A 16,167-nucleotide genomic window follows, 5' to 3' on the forward strand; every position below is an offset into this window, starting at 1 on the left:
ACTGACTGATGAAAAAATATATTTAGCTCCTAAAACGAGCTGTTAATAAAAAAAACACACAATTACCATGGAAAATTTCGAGACAGAAGAAATCATTATTACCGAATGCTTTAAATGCGGCAGAAGGTTTGAAAATTATTTCAACGCTTCCCCCTGCTGTACTTCTATTGTTGTAAAAGTAGATGAAAACAAAAACCGCACAACAATCACCTTTCTAAGTTCACTTTCAAAACCCAGATACGAATTGTTTGAAGAATTTTCAGAACACGAAGATCCTTATATTATGGAAGAGACTGAAAATAATGATGTTTTAGTAGAATAATAACACATACCAGTATTTTAATTTACCCGAACCGACTTTAATATAAGATAAGTTTTTTTAGATTTTAATAAAAAGAGTTTGTCCTGAGATTAGGGCAGGCTCTTTTGCTGTTTAGGTTTCTGGAAGCTATTTTCTTAATAAAGAGAAATTAGTATAAAGCTCTATTTATCAGAATCAATAATCGAAACTATTTTTTGAATGCACTCATCTAAATACTTCTTTACATCTTTACTCCAAAATCTCAAAACTGTCCATCCATTTTGGATAAGATAACTATTTACTTCCTTATCTCTCTGAATATTCCGTTCAATTTTCTTATGCCAAAACTCTGTATTAGATTTAATTCTGTGCTTTTCAGTCTCCCAGTTTTTGCCATGAAAAAATTCACTGTCAACGAAAATTGCTAACTTGTATTTCTTGAAAGTAAGATCAGGTTTTCCGAATATTGTTTTATTATTCTTTCGATATCGATATCCTAAACTCCATAAAGCTTTTGCCAGACGAACTTCATCTTTAGTCCCAGTAGCTTTAATTGCTCGCATATTTTTTGAGCGTTGTTCAGGAGTGTGGACATCCATAAATTATAAACTTGTAATTCCTATACGAGATATGTGACTGGCGTATTTATTTCCTAACATATCCATTATTTCCTTTTTCAAAACAAATAATGTTTCACCAAACCTTGAATCATCTGACTTAGCACTAAAAACATAATTTAAATTAACCCAAATATGACAGGGCTTTCCATTATAATAAAAACCACATCCTCCGAGATGATAACAGTTTTCTGGTTTATTTTTTAAATTTAGATCGCTATCTAATTTATCATTTAAATTTGTAGTTAAAATTCCTAAAATATATTTATTAATTCTTGATTTTTTATTAGAGAAATCACAGGCAGCGCTTATTTCTATAGCTATTATTTTCGAATTACTTAATATTTCTAGTCTTCTTTTTTTTATGTCTTCGGTATTTTGATCTCTAAATGGAATAGTTTTGCTAATCCAATCATTTATATTCTCTATGTTGAATGACCTTAGTGGTTCAATTGAGTTTTTATCAATTTCGATTAAACTACCTCGAGAATCTCTCTTTTGATCTACAAATTCTTCAATATGATATAATGTATTCAGTTTGTTCTGAATAGATTTATCTGCAATAGTTATATCTCTACAATTGGTAGATGTATTTAATTTTGTTAATATTTGATTCCAATCTAATACATTCTCGCTATTTATTAATTCATAATTAATGATAGGTAATAAACCTTCATATATAGCTTTCTGATTTTTTTCCTTTGCATGTTCGCAACCTAAAGTAGAAGATGCTATTTTTGAAAAAATTATATCTAGATTTTGAAAAAAAATTTGGTTTTCACCCCAAACTTTATCTTTAGGAATTATTTGATATAATCTATTAATTGTTTCTTCTCCTGCCTTACGACAATTTTCTTGTAAGTCGAATAAAAATTTTATTTGTTCATTAGAATTTATTATTTCTAATATTTTTTCAGGCAAAGTGCTTACTTTTTCTCCCTCAAAATCAAATTTATCAATACTGAAAATTTGAAGAGGGTTTAGTATATCAATTTCCCTTTCATTAATATATTCTCTAAAAACATCAACTAAATCTTTATTTTTTGTCCAAAAGATTAGAATATATGGTCCATTTTCAGGAGAAATAAATTGATTTATTGCGACCGCAAGTTCATTTAAAACTTTTGAATTATTTTTTTTAAGCTCCTCTTTATTCTCACTACTTACAATTTCAGCAAGACTTCCCAAATTAATATCAAAGAATGCAATTCTTACATTTTTTAGAGGTTCTTCATCGTAGTCCTGAGTATAAAGAAAAGTCCTGCATCCAATACCAATTTCTAGAAATGCATTACCTAATCTTTTTAATTCTTCTTGAGAGTTATCTACTATAATTATTCTATTTTGTTTATCAATCATGGTTAATTATTTTGGAAAAACGAGAGCTAAGCATGCACCATCATAAGCTTTTGGTATTTCTAAATCAAGAGTATCAGGAAAAATCAATTTCCCCCCAACCATATTCATCACAACATCAGTAAAATATAAACCTAACCCCATTCCTCCATTTTTTTTAGTTTTAAATGGTTGTGTCATGAATTCTGGATCTACTGAAAATCCTAATCCATTATCGGCAATAATTATTGCAGGACCTTCAAACGAGTTCATGTCTGTGCCAATATATATGGCGGGCTTAAAGTTTTTATTATTAGTTATATCTGCCTTTGATTTTGTCCAATATATTGAATTATCTATTATATTTGAAATTGAGGATATCAGTAAATTTGATGGAACCTTAAATGAAATATCCTTATTTTCTCCATTTAATAATGGACTCGAAAATACTATTTTGTGATATTTAAATCTATTAATATTTCTTTTAAGTGCTATTTCAATAATTTTTTTTGCTGATGTTAAAGTTGTTTGATTCTGTCGTAGAAGTGGTGATAAGCTTTCTAAGATCTGAACTAAATTTTTTATTTTATCTTTAATAATATCTATATCAATACCATCGCCCTCAATATTTAGTTCCTGATTAATAATACGAACTTCTCTATCAACCTCATGAAAGGCAATACCTAAATTTATACCTGTCATGCCTGAATTAACCATAATATCACGCATAATAGTATAATCATTATCGATTCTTTTTAATAATGGAGAGAGTTCGTTATCTAGATTTTTTATTTTTAATTTATCTTCCAGCTCAATGATAGAATCTTTAAATCCTACTTTTTTTATTGGTCTCGTTCCTTCTAGAAATTCTTCAATTTCATCTTTATCACTTTCAGACTCTTTTTCAAACAAATAGAAAATTTCCTTTACAATTAATCTAAATTTCTCAAAAATTTGATTTTCAATAAATCCCTCTCGATTTGTTTTCTCAACAAGTCCATCATTACTGGTTTTTAAATTTAATTCAATTGCACCTACTGTAACTTTTTTTCCAAAATGATCTCCAGCTCTCTGAATTTTATCTAAATCCAATCCTAACCAATCATCAAAAGGTTCACCATAGTTATAAACCCTTATATTGTCTCGAAATATTTTTATCCCACAATTATCTTTAATAAATTGCTTTATAGCATTAATTTGTCCACCAAAATGCATTTTTAATAAATTAGAATTCTGGTTAAAAACATAGAATTGTCCTTTAAATGATCCTATCCCGTCCAGATCTTTATTCCTTAAAAAGTGTTTTAGACTATTACCATCGATATCTTTAAAGATTGTTCCTATATGAAATTCTTGTTCAATAATTTTTTCTTTTTTTTTCAATCCTGTTTGTGAAGGAGGATTAAAATAATACTTAAATTTTATGTTAACAAAATCTTCTTTATCACCTAATTGATCTAGTTCAAAACTAAACTGATATAATGAATCTTCTAAAACTTCAGTAGTATCTTTGACTTCTTTTATCCATTCATTATGAATATCGTTTGCTTCAACAATAATCTCAAAATTATTGTTTAGTGAAAATGGGTTTTTAATATTATTGATTTTTCTAACTAAATCTTTAAGTGTTTTTTTGCTCCACACTTTCGTAGTTAAATTGTCCAGAATTATTCTTGTACCATGACCATCCTCAAATAAAACTTCTCCTACTGATTCAACTTCAACTTCTAAATCCTGAATAAATTCTTTAGAACTAATCAGCTGTGGCCAATCAATTTGTAACCGGCTTGGAAATAAATCATTTCTACCTTGTGTTTCTAGCGTAATAGTTTTTGCTAATTTATGTACAGCAAGTCTACCTACTCCCTTATTTCCAAAAGAAACTCTATTTAATATAGGGCTCTCCTTTCTATTTTTGCCTCTTTTAAAATCAGTGCCAATTGTTAACCAAACATCTTGAATAATCTTTGAAGACATTCCATTTCCATTGTCTTCAATTATTATTCTTTGACTATTTTGATTCAAATTTAGAAACGTAACTTTTACTTTTGTAGCGTCTGCATCATAAGCATTTTTAACCAATTCAAATATTGCTAAACTATCACTTCCAATGAGCTCATCTCCGAGTAGAGATAATATATGACTTTTTGCCTTAATTTTATGTGTACTATAATTGCTCATAAATATTTTTCATTTTTTTTGCAATAGCATACGCTAGCAGTGGAGGAACAGCATTTCCAATTTGTTTAAATGCTGCAGATCTTGAACCTTCAAAATAAAAATCATCTGGAAATGATTGTAATCTTGCCGCTTCTCTTACCGAAATAGATCGACATTGTTCTTCGTCTGGGTGTATATAATGATGTCCATCTTTTGCAATGTGTGCAACTACTGTATGTGATACTCCTGTTCCGTTTACAACCTTGAATCTATCAATGAATGAAGATTCATTTTTATGTGTCTTTAATTCTTCGGGTAAATCTGGGTATTTTATTCTTATTTGTTCATTATTCCACTTATTTATCGCAGTTTTATAAATTGCTAAATCTCTCTCATTATGAGGGCGTGAAATATGCTGAGTGACAAATTCAATTCCATTTCTTAAATTGAATTTTTCAAGATAATTATTCTTCTCCTCTTTATATTTTATATACTGATGACTTTCACCAGGTTTTAATTTAGGTAAATCTTGAAAAGCGTCATTAACAGTGTATTTTCTTTTCGATTTTTCAAAATCAGGAAAGCCAAAATCATTTTCTTTTTTCCATCCGATAATTATTATTCTTTTTCTTGCCTGAACAACGCCATAATCTGAAGCATCAAGTGTTTCATGATATACTTCATAACCAAGCTTTCTGAAATAAGCTTTTAGGTTTTTAAAGTGCTTTCCTTTATTTGCACTTAGTAGACCAGGAACATTTTCAAAAACAAATGCTTTTGGATTAAATTCTTTCAAAAATCTGCCATATTGAATATATAGTTTATTTCTTGGGTCATTTTCGATGTTTTCTTGGTGTCTTCCTAATAATGAGTATGCCTGACAGGGAGGTCCGCCAATTATCAAATCAATATTTTGTTTTTGGAGGCTAAGTTTTTTAAAAATATCTCTAATAGAATTATCATCTATTTCTACATTAATAACAGAATCTAATATTTCTTCAGGTACATTTTTGTAAAGTTCCTCTCTTGAAATTTCTCCCTTAATATAGGAATAATATATTTTTATTTTTTTTTTTGATTTAAGATAATGATATGCTGCTCTTGTTTTTATTGTTAAACAAGCTTCCTGATTCATTTCAATGTGAGCTATAGGATTAAATCCAGCATTCACAAATCCTTCAGACATACCAGATGCCCCTGCAAATAAATCTATAAAATTTATTAATTTAGTTTCCATAATTTTTCTGATGAAAATGGCGTTATATAAAAATAACTAAAATTTCCATACTGACAATATAATATAGAATAAATTTTAGCCACCTTTTTTAACTACCCTAAAAATCAAAAACCTCTGAAAATCAAATGATTTCAGAGGTTTTTTGTACCCAGGACCGGGATCGAACCGGTACTCCTAAGAACTGGTGTTTGAGACCAGCGCGTCTACCAATTCCGCCACCTGGGCAAGTGTGTTACCTTGTTTTGAATCGGTGTGCAAATATAGAAACTTTTCTTTATTCTCCAAAGTTTTTGAAGAAAAATTTTAAAAAATAATCTCCAGACCGTCGTAGGCAAGGTGCATTCCGGATGGAAGCTGTTTATCTTCAACGTCATGCAATCCTAAATGATGACTGATGTGGGTTAAAAATAATTTTTCAGGTTTCAGTTCTTCAAATAATTTAATGACATCCGGTAAAATGAAATGGGCAGGATGAGGATCAGACTTACGGATACAGTTTAAAATCAAGACATCGAGATTTTTTAATTTTTCTTTTTCCATTTCAGAAATAAATCCGGCATCTGTTATATAAGCCAGCTTTTTAAATTTATAACCGAAAACGGGAATTTTAAAATGAATGACCTCAACCGGTGTAATTTCAGTATCTAAAACTGCGAAAGTTCTGTTTTCAATTTCATGAAGTTCAAAAGCCGGAGCTCCGGGATATTTTTCATCTGCAAAAGCATAAGGAAAACGATTTTTTACCTCGTTGGCAACTCTGGAAGAGCAGTATAAAGAGATATCTTTTCCGGTTTTGAAAATAAGAGGACGCATATCATCAAGACCGATAACATGATCATTATGTTCGTGAGTAAGCAATGCAATATCTACACGATCTTCCTGATTGGTAAGCATTTGCTGCCTGAAATCGGGTCCGCAGTCGATAAGGATTTTTTTGTCTTCATCGGTCGTTATCATTACAGAAGAGCGGAGCCGACTGTCTTTTGGATTACCTGAAGTACACACTTCACAAGTGCAGCCAATCACAGGAACACCCTGCGAAGTTCCCGTTCCTAAAAATTTCAACTTCATTTTCTTTTGAGGTTGGTTTAATTTTGGTAAATTTACGAAAAATTTAATGTCCTAATGTATCAGAAACTAACTCCTAAACAAAAAGCATTAACAATTAATCTAGATCCTACTATTTATGGTACTTTCGCAGAAATTGGAGCAGGGCAGGAGACAGTCCGACACTTTTTTAGAGCAGGGGGAGCTTCCGGTACAATTGCTAAGGCGATGTCGGCTTACGACAAAGATTTTAGTGATGCCATCTACGGAAAAGAGGTAAAAAACAGATACGTTACCCAAAACAGACTTCGAAAAATGCTTCGCTATGAAGTCGCTCTTATCGAAGAAAGAATTTCAAGAGAAAGCAATCCCAACAGAAAATATTTTTCTTACGCCAATACTGTTACCACGATCAATTTTGATAAAACAGTCAAAGGTCACGGTTGGGTTGGAATCCGTTTTCAGGTAAAAGAGAACGAGGATTATAATGAAATTGTAATTCACGTAAAATTCAAAGAGAATGATGCTACCTTGCAGCAGGAAACCCTTGGAAATCTGGGAGTGAATTTAATTTTTGGAGCCTTTCATTACTACGACAATCCACGAAATTTAATAGAATCTTTATACGACGACGTGGCAAAAGACAATCTGGAAATTGATATGATCGATTTCAGCGGACCTGCTTTTGCGTATGTGGATAACAGGCTGATGTCTTTACAGCTGGTTAAAAACGGAATGACGGATGCCGTGATTTTCAATTCGGAGGGGAATAATATGCTTCCTGCGGATATTTTGTACAAGAAAAATATTTTTGCGGTAAGAGGAAGTTTCAGACCAGTAACGAAAGTGAACATTGATATGCTTCAGAACGGACTCAATATGTTCATGAAAGAAGTAACCTGTACTGAGGATGAAACCGAAGTTTTAATAGAAATTACCATTTCAAACCTTCGCGCCGACGGAGACATCAATGAAAGGGATTTCCTCGACAGAGTGGATGTTCTCGGCAAATTAGGATATACCGTAATCGTGTCCAATTATTCTGAATATTACCGACTGATTGATTATTTTGCGTCTTACACAAGCGGAGAAATCGGAGTTGCAATGGGCGTGAATAATCTTCTAATGGTATTTGACGAAAAGTATTATAAAAATTTATCGGGAGGAATTCTTGAAGCTTTCGGAAAATTTTTCCGAAACGGGATGAGAGTGTATCTGTATCCTTATAAAGATCCGGAAACTCTGGAACTGCTGGATTCCGATAACCTTAAAGTGGAAGAAAACCTGAAGGAGCTTTATAAATATTTCAAGCACAACAACCGTATTGTGGACATCACCAATTACAATCCGGAGTTTTTGGAAATTTATTCCAGAGATATCCTGAAGAAGATCGGGTGCAATATAAAAGGATGGGAAAATCAGCTTCCGGAAGGAGTGGCAGAGATGATAAAAGAGCGTGGAATGTTCGGCTACAAAGAAGAACTTTCCTTAAAACAATTTTCTTAAAACAGTAAAAAAATGTCAGAATTAAAAAAAAGGCTTTCGTCTATTCTTGAAAGTCCGAAACATAATACCGAAGAGAAACTTCAGAAAGTGTGTCACCTTTTGGATCAGGAAATATCTTATTTCAACTGGACAGGTTTTTATTTCAAAAACGGAGATAAAGACGAGTTGAAACTGGGACCTTATGTTGGAGCTCCTACAGATCATACCATCATTCCTTACGGAAAAGGAATCTGCGGTCAGGTTGCGGTTTCCAATGAAACGTTTGTTGTTCCCGATGTACATGAAGAAAGCAATTATTTAAGCTGTTCTATCGATACCAAAGCAGAAATCGTGGTTCCGATCTTCAAAGACGGACAGAATATCGGTCAGATTGATATCGATTCCCACACAATTGATCCTTTTACCGAAGAAGACAGAGAATTATTGGAGTGGCTTTGTAACGAAGTTTCCAAAATTTTGTAAAAAATTATCGCTTTTAAAGTGTTTAAAATATAAGACTCCGGCTCGAAGAGCCGGAGTCTTTTGTATGATATGATAGGGGTAAATCAAAATTTTCTTTCGAAATAAACGGACTTTAGTCCGTTTTCATCAACAAACGAATAAATCGGCTTCAGCCAAAACTTAGAAAATCCATTAAAAAAGAGTGACTGCCATTCGTGAAAAAATTAGTGAAATTCGTGTCTAAGATCAGAAATAAGTTCCTTAAAATAATTTTCACACTTCGCAATGTGCGTTCCGTACCACGAAAACGCTTCTCCGTCTACAATCATTATTTTTTTATCAGGATAAAACTTTTTTAGCTCTTTAATATGTTTTTCTTTAAAAGGAAAAGGTTCAGAAGACAGCATTATCAGTTCCGCTTCCGCAAGATCTTCCGTCTGAATGACAGGATAACGTTTCTGATCTTTAAAAATATTTTCAAAACCAATCTCACCCAGAATTTTATGAATAAAAGTATCGGAACCGATGGTCATGTAAGGGTTATTCCAGATTAAATAGGCAACTTTTAAGGGGGATTTAATTTTTGCGTGGTTGAGAACATCATAGATTTTAAGATTAAAAAGCTGTGCTTTTTCTTCCCGATGAAAGATTTTGCCTAAATTTTTAAGCATATAATAATTGTCCTCAATATTTTCAACATTGGTGACGATTACTTTACAATCATCCATTAAAGCTTCCACCTGCTCTTTTACATTTTCTTCCTTATTGGCTAAAATAAGATCAGGCTGCAAAGCTTTTATTTTTTCAATATTGATATTTTTTGTACCGCCGATAACCGTTACATTTTTTACCTTCCCAGCAGGATGAATACAGAATTTCGTTCTTCCGACCACTTCTTTTTCCGTTAAACCCAAATCAAATAAAGCCTCAGTAATTGAGGGAACCAAAGAAACTACCTTCATTGTACAATTTTAGATGCCGCCTAAAATTACAAAAGTTTACCCGTTAAGAAAAGTCCTGCGACCGAAAAATAAATGATTAATCCCGTTACATCTACCAGTGTAGCTACAAAAGGAGCAGAAGAAGTTGCCGGATCGAGTTTTAATTTTTTAAGAATAAAAGGAACCATAGAACCCGAAAGAGTTCCCCAAAGAACGATCATCACCAGAGAAACGCCTACACTTAATCCTACAAAAGCCCAGTGAATTCCATAGTCGAAAAAACCTGCTTTATGCCAGATCATAATTCTTAAGAAACCGATGATCCCTAAAATTCCGCCCAATGATAAACCCGTGAAAATTTCTTTTCTCATCACGTACCACCAGTCTTTCAGAGTAATTTCCTGAAGAGCCATCGCTCTGATAATCAAAGTTGCCGCCTGTGAACCGGAATTTCCCCCGCTGGAAATAATCAATGGAACAAAAAGTGCAAGAACAACTGCTTTCTGAATTTCATCTTCAAAATAACCCATCGCCGAAGCTGTAAGCATTTCAGAGAAAAATAGGATAATCAGCCACATTCCTCTCTTTTTTACCATTTCGATAAGAGAAGTCTGCGTATAAGGAACGTCCAAAGCTTCCAATCCCCCGAATTTCTGGATATCTTCCGTATTCTGCTGCTCGATCTGGTCGAGAATATCATCAATCGTTACAATTCCTACCAGAACTCCTGCTTCTGTAATAATAGGAAGCGCAGCACGGTCATACTTTTCGAAATACTGTACCGCATCTTCTTTGGAAGTCGTTGTCGTGATGGCAACAAAATGATTATCTGTAATTTCTGAAACCAAAGTTTCTTCCTCCGCCAGTAAAAGACTTCCCAGCGCAATATCATCGATCAGCCGGTTTCTTTCGTCCACAACGTAGAGATAATTCATCGTCTCTACTTTACTTCCTACTTTTTTAATCTGCTGAAGACATCTTTTAATCGTCCATTCTTTACGGATCTGGATGTAATAAGGCGTCATCAGACGGGCAATAGAATCTGAATCGTAGCCTAGTAATTTAAGGGCAATTCTGCGTTCCTGCGGATTAAGATGATTGATGGAGTACTTGATAAGCTCATCCGGAAAATCTTCAAAAAGAGCCGTTCTGTCATCCGGCGTCATCGCATTCAGAATTTCTGAAACCTCATCGCTTCCGATGCTTCTGATGGTTTCTTCCTGAAAATCGGGATCAAGATGTGAAAAAACTTCCGCTTTGTATTCTTTCGGAACTTTCAGAAATGCCAAAAGCCTCTCATCTGCGTGAAGTTCGCTAAGAGTTTCGGCAATATCGGCAGGGTTGAAGATAAGTTCGTCTTTAGAATTCAAAACGTCAAATTTTTAAGAGTAGTGCAAAAATAACCCAAATTTTTAAAATTGCCCAAAGAACTGCAAAATTTAAGGATTAATTAAATTTCTGAAAATAAAAAAGCATCCGCAAAAACGAATGCTTTGAAAAAATTAAATTTTAAAAGTGATAAATTATTGTTTTTCTTTTTTACATGTACTGAATTTTCAGGTTTTCAGTAAGAGGTTTTCCGACTAAGGTTCAATGCAGGCATACGGAACGCAGCTGTAGGAACAGCACCATCCGATAAAGCAGTGTGCATCTTTTGTGCATTGTACCATAGCGGCTCCGTTGATTTTTTCCTGCTCTTTTCTGGTGAGTTTTTTAAGATTTTTCATAATAGACTTTTCAGGGGTTATACTTCAGGGCAGTTGTAGTACACACAAACATTCTGGCAGCAGGATCCTCCCGGACATTCAAAATGGTAATGACATCTCTGAAGTCCTCCGCCGTTGATTTTTTCCTGCTCCTTTCTGGTGAGCTTTTTCAGGTTTGAATTTTTCATATTATTTAGATTTAATGTAGGCTAAAAATACAAAAAAGATTGTATTATTCACTGTTAAATGAAAATAATTTGATTTTAATGTGTTGTTTTACTGATGAATGTCTTCTGTATTATCCCATAATAAAAAAGCATCTGCAATCTGAGAGTGCAAATGCTAAGAAATTTCAATTTAGATAGTTTGAAGAATTGTTCTTAACTAAATTACTAATAATAATTGTAATTATTCACACTGCGATGAATTTAAATTGATGAATTTAAATGTTGCGCATAGCAGTTTTTAACTTCGGAGCTTTATTTAGAATGTGTTCAGATTGAGATTATTTTTAATGGAAAACAATAATCTGATTTTCCCTTGCTGTTTATTTAAAATCAATTTAGGATTTCTCAATATATTTTTCCTGATGAATTGAAGTGTATAGGATTAGAATTAAACCTGAAACAGAATCGTTGAAGTTTTCAAAAGAATAAAAATAAAAGGTTTTTAAAGGCTATTCATTTTTTTTCATTGGGAAATCCTGAACTTAAGTAAAGTATCGCTTATCTTTTGTGGGACTTCGTTGAAATAAAAATTAAGTAGATTTTCCTGAAATCATAATTCTGATTCAGCGGCGTGTTTCATTTTTTTTAACTGCTTTACAATTTCTTTTATGGCTCCGTTGGTTCCTATTTTTACGGAGTTTACGGTGGAACCAAGCAGTCTCATGTTCTTTTTATAGGTGTCGTAGTCTGTTTCTGTAATCAGATTGCCTTCTGCATCAAAAAGTTTCATGCTTACAACTACCTGATTGGAAAAGACGTATTTTCCTATTCCTACTTTGAAATATTTAACTTTGGGAACAATGGCAAAATCGGCTTCGTTATTTTTGCAGTAATCCCAAACGGTCTGTTTATCAATGCTGTCGAAGGAAATCTGTGTTTCCGTTCTCAGCATTTTGTTTTTTCTTTCGCTTAAATTATCAGAAACTGCGCTGAAGAAAGCGGTATTGGTAGGTTCTTTAATTTCCTGAATGTCGGGTTCTACTTCAGGATTGAAATATAAAACTTTTTTGATCTTGTTCTCACGGTTTTTCTGAGCTTTTAATAAAGAAAAACCTGCAAAAAGAGCTAAAGTAAAGGTGGTAAATGTTATTAATTTTCTCATCACTAAATTCGTATGCAAAATTACTGCCTTTTAGTGGGGTAACATAATTTTTTTAAGAAATTTTTAACATTTTTTTCTATCAAAATCAATAAATGAAATCAATAATGTTGGCAGAATAAAAAAATAGTCGTACTTTTGCACCCGTTACATAATAATCATTAAACAATATTGGAATGTACTTAACAACAGAAAAAAAGCAGGAAATTTTCGCAAAGCACGGAAAATCTGCACAGGACACAGGAAGTGCTGAAGGACAAATTGCACTTTTCACTTTCAGAATCAACCACCTTTCTGCTCATTTAAAGAGCAATCACAAAGATTACAACACAGAAAGATCTTTGGTGAAACTGGTAGGTAAAAGAAAAAGTTTATTAGATTACCTTAAAAATAAAGATATCGCAAGATACAGAGCAATTATTGCTGAATTAGGTTTAAGAAAATAATCTACAAAGATTTTCACATAAAAAGCAATCTCGAGAGAGGTTGCTTTTTTGTTTTCGTAATCAGAAGTGGTTTTCGGTGCAGAATATATGGAAATTATAGGGCAGATGTGTAAGATTTTACAGGCAAAAATTTAAAAAAATCATTATAATACATTACCTTTGCAAACGAAAATTTAAAGAGTTTAAATAATAATCGTACTCAATACGGAGTACATGAAGACAATTTTTTTATGAGTATACCTCAAGCGTTTACAGAAACGATTACTCTTGCAGACGGCAGGGAAATCATTATTGAAACGGGGAAGCTGGCAAAGCAGGCCGACGGATCCGTAGTTGTAAGATGTGGCGGAACGATGCTTTTAGCAACGGTGGTAGCCAACAAAGAAGCGAATCCGGGAGTGGATTTTTTACCTTTAACGGTAGATTACAGAGAAAAATTTTATGCAGGAGGAAGAATTCCTGGAAACTTTTTCCGCAGAGAGGCGAAGCCTTCTGATGATGAAGTTTTAACAATGAGATTGGTGGACAGGGTTTTGCGTCCGTTATTTCCTGAAGATTTCCACGCGGAAGTACAGGTAATGATCTCATTAATTTCTTATGATAAGGAAGTAATGCCTGAAGCTCTGGCTGGTTTAGCGGCTTCAGCAGCGATTGCTATTACAGATATTCCTTTCGGCGGACCGATGTCTGAAGCGAGAGTGGTAAGAATAGACGGAGAACTTGCCGTTAACCCAAGTTATGAAAATCTTCTGAAGTCTGACATCGATATTATGGTAGGGGCTACAAAGGATTCTATCGTAATGGTGGAAGGTGAGATGAAGGAGATTTCTGAGCAGGAAATGCTGGAAGCGATCAATTTCGCTCATGCTGAAATTAAAAAGCAGATTGAAGCTCAGGAAAGACTTGCTGAGAAAGTGGGTAAATCTTTCCCTAAGAGAGAGTATTCTCATGAAACTCATGATGAGGAAATCCGTGAGAAAGTATGGAAGGAATGCTATGATAAGGTATATGAAGTAGCAAAAACTCCATCGGCTAAAGAAGAGAGAGGGGAGAAGTTCAAGGCTGTTCTTGATGAGTTCCTTGCGCAGTATGCAGAGGATGCGGAAGAGCTTGAAAGAGTAACTCCTTTCGTAAAAGTATATTATCACGACGTTGAAAAAGAGGCGATGCGCCAGATGATTCTTGAAGAAAATATCCGTCTTGACGGCCGTGATCCTCAAACGATCCGTCCGATCTGGTCTGAGATCGATTATCTTCCGGGAGCACACGGTTCTGCAGTCTTTACAAGAGGGGAAACTCAGTCGTTAACTGCGGTTACTTTAGGTTCTGTAAAGGATGCGAACATGATCGACAGCGTGATTACGCAGCATGACGAAAAATTCTTTTTACATTATAATTTCCCGCCGTTCTCTACGGGTGAAGCAAGACCTTTAAGAGGAACTTCAAGAAGAGAAGTCGGACACGGGAATCTTGCTCAGAGAGCTTTAACTGCAGTAATCCCTGCAGAAAATCCTTACACGATCAGAATTGTTTCTGATATTTTAGAATCTAACGGTTCGTCTTCTATGGCAACGGTTTGTGCAGGAACACTGGCATTGATGGATGCGGGTGTACAGATTACAAAACCTGTTTCGGGGATTGCCATGGGATTGATTACGGATACAAAATCGGGTAAATTCACGGTACTTTCTGATATCTTAGGAGATGAAGATCACTTAGGGGATATGGATTTTAAAGTAACGGGTACTGCGGATGGTATCACAGCCTGCCAGATGGATATTAAAATCCAGGGGCTTTCTATGGATATTATGGAAAAGGCTTTGATGCAGGCAAGAGATGGAAGATTGCATATTTTAAATAAGATTACTGAAACGATTGCTGAACCAAGAGCTGACGTTAAGCCTCACGCTCCGAAGATGGTGGTAATGGAGATTCCGAAGGAGTTTATCGGTGCGGTAATCGGACCTGGCGGAAAGATCATTCAGCAGATGCAGAAGGATACGGATACGGTTATTGCTATTGAAGAGATTGGTGAAATCGGACGTATCGAGATTGCAGGTACAGACAGAGAGAAGATCAATGCTGCGGTTGCGAAGATCAATGAGATTACTTTTGTTCCTGTTGTAGGAGAGGTTTATAAAGGGAAAGTGGTGAAGGTAATGGATTTCGGTGCTTTTGTAGCGATTGCTAAGGGTACTGAAGGTCTTCTTCACATTTCTGAGATCGAATGGTCCCGTTTAGATAAGGTTCCTTATAACGAAGGTGATGAAGTGGAAGTGAAATTTATGGGGTATGATGACCGTAAGAAAATGAAGCTTTCCAGAAAAGTTCTTTTACCAAGACCTCCGAAGCCTGAAGGGAAACCAAGACCGGAAGGGCAGGGAAGACCTGAAAGACCTAACAGACCGGAAGGACAGAGAAGACCTGAAGGTGAAAAACCTGCGGGAGATCAGAATCCTTCGGCTGAAGCTTAAGATAAATCTGTTATTAACAGATATGAAAACCACCGGAATCCGGTGGTTTTTTTATGGGGTTTTGTTATTGGGAACGGGAGAAATGGGATTTGAGATTGTTTTTGCGGTGGAGGTTTTAAGGGCTGAGATTAAACTCCTCCGGAGTTCTGCTATTGTATGGATTGTTTTTTCTACACAGATTATGCTCCTACGGAGCTGTTTAGGGTAAAGTATGGCTGTGGGGGCAGGATTAAGCTGAGAGGCTGAAAATTATTTTTTACGGATGGAAGAATATCACTTTATGATGCTCTAATCTAACTTCATGATGCTCCAATGTAACTTTAGGGTGCTCCAATCTAACTTTATGATGCTCTAATCTAACTTCATGATGCTCCAATGTAACTTTATGATGCTCTAATCTAACTTTATGATGCTCCAATGTAACTTTATGATACTCTAATCTAACTTTAAGGTGCAGGAATATAACTTTCCGGTGCTCCAATGTCATGTGAGTTTGATATAAGGGGATTGAAAGTTGATTGATCATTCAACGGCTGTATTTTATTAATTGTGCTGGTCTGGGGCTCGGTATAGGGTTTTCAAATTAAAACTGACTTTGATAGAAATAGACTGTAGGTTTTGGCTGAAGCC

At 34.3% G+C, this 16,167-nt stretch carries 15 protein-coding genes and 1 tRNA gene; 5 read left to right on the forward strand and 11 right to left on the reverse strand.

Going from position 1 to position 16,167, the window contains the following annotated elements:
• The first annotated feature begins 67 nt into the window (after positions 1-67).
• Positions 68-322 (forward strand): hypothetical protein, encoded by a 255-nt coding sequence (locus tag AC52CF_RS05765; RefSeq protein WP_496517934.1) that lies wholly within the window; start codon positions 68-70, stop codon positions 320-322.
• 161 nt (positions 323-483) lie between these two features.
• Here the strand turns inward: AC52CF_RS05765 and AC52CF_RS05770 are convergent, their stop codons facing one another.
• The 6 genes from AC52CF_RS05770 to AC52CF_RS05795 all read right to left on the reverse strand — a co-directional run bounded on the left by AC52CF_RS05770 (position 484) and on the right by AC52CF_RS05795 (position 6,721).
• Positions 484-900 (reverse strand): very short patch repair endonuclease, encoded by a 417-nt coding sequence (locus AC52CF_RS05770; RefSeq protein WP_496517935.1) that lies wholly within the window; start codon positions 898-900, stop codon positions 484-486.
• Positions 901-903: 3 nt separating this feature from the next.
• Positions 904-2,277 carry a hypothetical protein gene (locus tag AC52CF_RS05775; protein ID WP_496517936.1) on the reverse strand — a complete coding sequence of 458 codons (1,374 nt, stop codon included), beginning with the start codon at positions 2,275-2,277 and terminating at the stop codon, positions 904-906.
• A gap of 6 nt (positions 2,278-2,283) precedes the next feature.
• The gene (locus AC52CF_RS05780; RefSeq protein ID WP_496517937.1) at positions 2,284-4,434 is read right to left on the reverse strand and encodes an ATP-binding protein; all 2,151 of its coding nucleotides are present in this window, start codon (positions 4,432-4,434) and stop codon (positions 2,284-2,286) included.
• Positions 4,421-5,650: a DNA cytosine methyltransferase gene (locus tag AC52CF_RS05785; protein WP_496517938.1), complete on the reverse strand. Its 1,230-nt coding sequence runs from the start codon at positions 5,648-5,650 to the stop codon at positions 4,421-4,423. Before AC52CF_RS05785 ends, AC52CF_RS05780 begins: the two co-directional genes overlap by 14 nt.
• A 145-nt stretch (positions 5,651-5,795) precedes the next feature.
• A tRNA-Leu gene (locus AC52CF_RS05790) sits at positions 5,796-5,875 on the reverse strand.
• Between the two features lie 78 nt (positions 5,876-5,953).
• On the reverse strand, positions 5,954-6,721 hold the full coding sequence (locus AC52CF_RS05795) for an MBL fold metallo-hydrolase (RefSeq protein WP_496517939.1): 768 nt from the start codon (positions 6,719-6,721) through the stop codon (positions 5,954-5,956).
• 54 nt (positions 6,722-6,775) lie between these two features.
• Here AC52CF_RS05795 and AC52CF_RS05800 point away from each other — a divergent pair, with 54 nt between their 5' ends.
• Positions 6,776-8,203 (forward strand): TonB-dependent receptor, encoded by a 1,428-nt coding sequence (locus tag AC52CF_RS05800; RefSeq protein WP_214590454.1) that lies wholly within the window; start codon positions 6,776-6,778, stop codon positions 8,201-8,203.
• 12 nt (positions 8,204-8,215) lie between these two features.
• Entirely contained in the window at positions 8,216-8,665 is a 450-nt protein-coding gene (locus AC52CF_RS05805; RefSeq protein ID WP_087711498.1) for a GAF domain-containing protein, read from the forward strand.
• Positions 8,666-8,868: 203 nt separating this feature from the next.
• Here AC52CF_RS05805 and AC52CF_RS05810 read toward each other — a convergent pair whose 3' ends face one another.
• From AC52CF_RS05810 to AC52CF_RS05830, 5 genes are all read right to left on the reverse strand, one after another.
• The gene (locus tag AC52CF_RS05810) at positions 8,869-9,606 is read right to left on the reverse strand and encodes an ABC transporter substrate-binding protein (protein WP_496517940.1); all 738 of its coding nucleotides are present in this window, start codon (positions 9,604-9,606) and stop codon (positions 8,869-8,871) included.
• 26 nt (positions 9,607-9,632) lie between these two features.
• Positions 9,633-10,955: a magnesium transporter gene (gene mgtE / locus AC52CF_RS05815; protein WP_214590452.1), complete on the reverse strand. Its 1,323-nt coding sequence runs from the start codon at positions 10,953-10,955 to the stop codon at positions 9,633-9,635.
• A 213-nt stretch (positions 10,956-11,168) separates the two neighbouring features.
• Positions 11,169-11,312 (reverse strand): bacteriocin-like protein, encoded by a 144-nt coding sequence (locus tag AC52CF_RS05820; protein WP_214590451.1) that lies wholly within the window; start codon positions 11,310-11,312, stop codon positions 11,169-11,171.
• Between the two features lie 17 nt (positions 11,313-11,329).
• Positions 11,330-11,479 (reverse strand): hypothetical protein, encoded by a 150-nt coding sequence (locus AC52CF_RS05825; protein ID WP_214590450.1) that lies wholly within the window; start codon positions 11,477-11,479, stop codon positions 11,330-11,332.
• 589 nt (positions 11,480-12,068) lie between these two features.
• Positions 12,069-12,620: a pyruvate decarboxylase gene (locus AC52CF_RS05830; protein WP_214591112.1), complete on the reverse strand. Its 552-nt coding sequence runs from the start codon at positions 12,618-12,620 to the stop codon at positions 12,069-12,071.
• A 173-nt stretch (positions 12,621-12,793) separates the two neighbouring features.
• Between AC52CF_RS05830 and rpsO the strand changes: the two genes are divergently transcribed.
• Both rpsO and AC52CF_RS05840 read left to right on the forward strand, forming a co-directional pair.
• Complete coding sequence (gene rpsO / locus AC52CF_RS05835) at positions 12,794-13,063, forward strand: 30S ribosomal protein S15 (protein ID WP_214590449.1); 270 nt, start codon at positions 12,794-12,796, stop codon at positions 13,061-13,063.
• Positions 13,064-13,293: 230 nt separating this feature from the next.
• Positions 13,294-15,537 carry a polyribonucleotide nucleotidyltransferase gene (locus AC52CF_RS05840; RefSeq protein ID WP_214590448.1) on the forward strand — a complete coding sequence of 748 codons (2,244 nt, stop codon included), beginning with the start codon at positions 13,294-13,296 and terminating at the stop codon, positions 15,535-15,537.
• The last annotated feature ends 630 nt before the right edge of the window (positions 15,538-16,167 follow it).

It is taken from the genome of Chryseobacterium sp. 2P (assembly GCF_059579425.1).

Coding starts and splice junctions, on each gene's coding strand:
- AC52CF_RS05805 (WP_087711498.1), top strand. CDS start 8,216: ATGTCAGAATTAAAAAAAAGGCTTTCGTCTATTCTTGAAAGTCCGAAA.
- AC52CF_RS05780 (WP_496517937.1), bottom strand. CDS start 4,434: ATGAGCAATTATAGTACACATAAAATTAAGGCAAAAAGTCATATATTA.
- AC52CF_RS05775 (WP_496517936.1), bottom strand. CDS start 2,277: ATGATTGATAAACAAAATAGAATAATTATAGTAGATAACTCTCAAGAA.
- AC52CF_RS05770 (WP_496517935.1), bottom strand. CDS start 900: ATGGATGTCCACACTCCTGAACAACGCTCAAAAAATATGCGAGCAATT.
- AC52CF_RS05840 (WP_214590448.1), top strand. CDS start 13,294: ATGAGTATACCTCAAGCGTTTACAGAAACGATTACTCTTGCAGACGGC.
- AC52CF_RS05820 (WP_214590451.1), bottom strand. CDS start 11,312: ATGAAAAATCTTAAAAAACTCACCAGAAAAGAGCAGGAAAAAATCAAC.
- rpsO (WP_214590449.1), top strand. CDS start 12,794: ATGTACTTAACAACAGAAAAAAAGCAGGAAATTTTCGCAAAGCACGGA.
- AC52CF_RS05810 (WP_496517940.1), bottom strand. CDS start 9,606: ATGAAGGTAGTTTCTTTGGTTCCCTCAATTACTGAGGCTTTATTTGAT.
- AC52CF_RS05795 (WP_496517939.1), bottom strand. CDS start 6,721: ATGAAGTTGAAATTTTTAGGAACGGGAACTTCGCAGGGTGTTCCTGTG.
- AC52CF_RS05800 (WP_214590454.1), top strand. CDS start 6,776: ATGTATCAGAAACTAACTCCTAAACAAAAAGCATTAACAATTAATCTA.
- AC52CF_RS05830 (WP_214591112.1), bottom strand. CDS start 12,620: ATGAGAAAATTAATAACATTTACCACCTTTACTTTAGCTCTTTTTGCA.
- AC52CF_RS05785 (WP_496517938.1), bottom strand. CDS start 5,650: ATGGAAACTAAATTAATAAATTTTATAGATTTATTTGCAGGGGCATCT.
- AC52CF_RS05765 (WP_496517934.1), top strand. CDS start 68: ATGGAAAATTTCGAGACAGAAGAAATCATTATTACCGAATGCTTTAAA.
- AC52CF_RS05825 (WP_214590450.1), bottom strand. CDS start 11,479: ATGAAAAATTCAAACCTGAAAAAGCTCACCAGAAAGGAGCAGGAAAAA.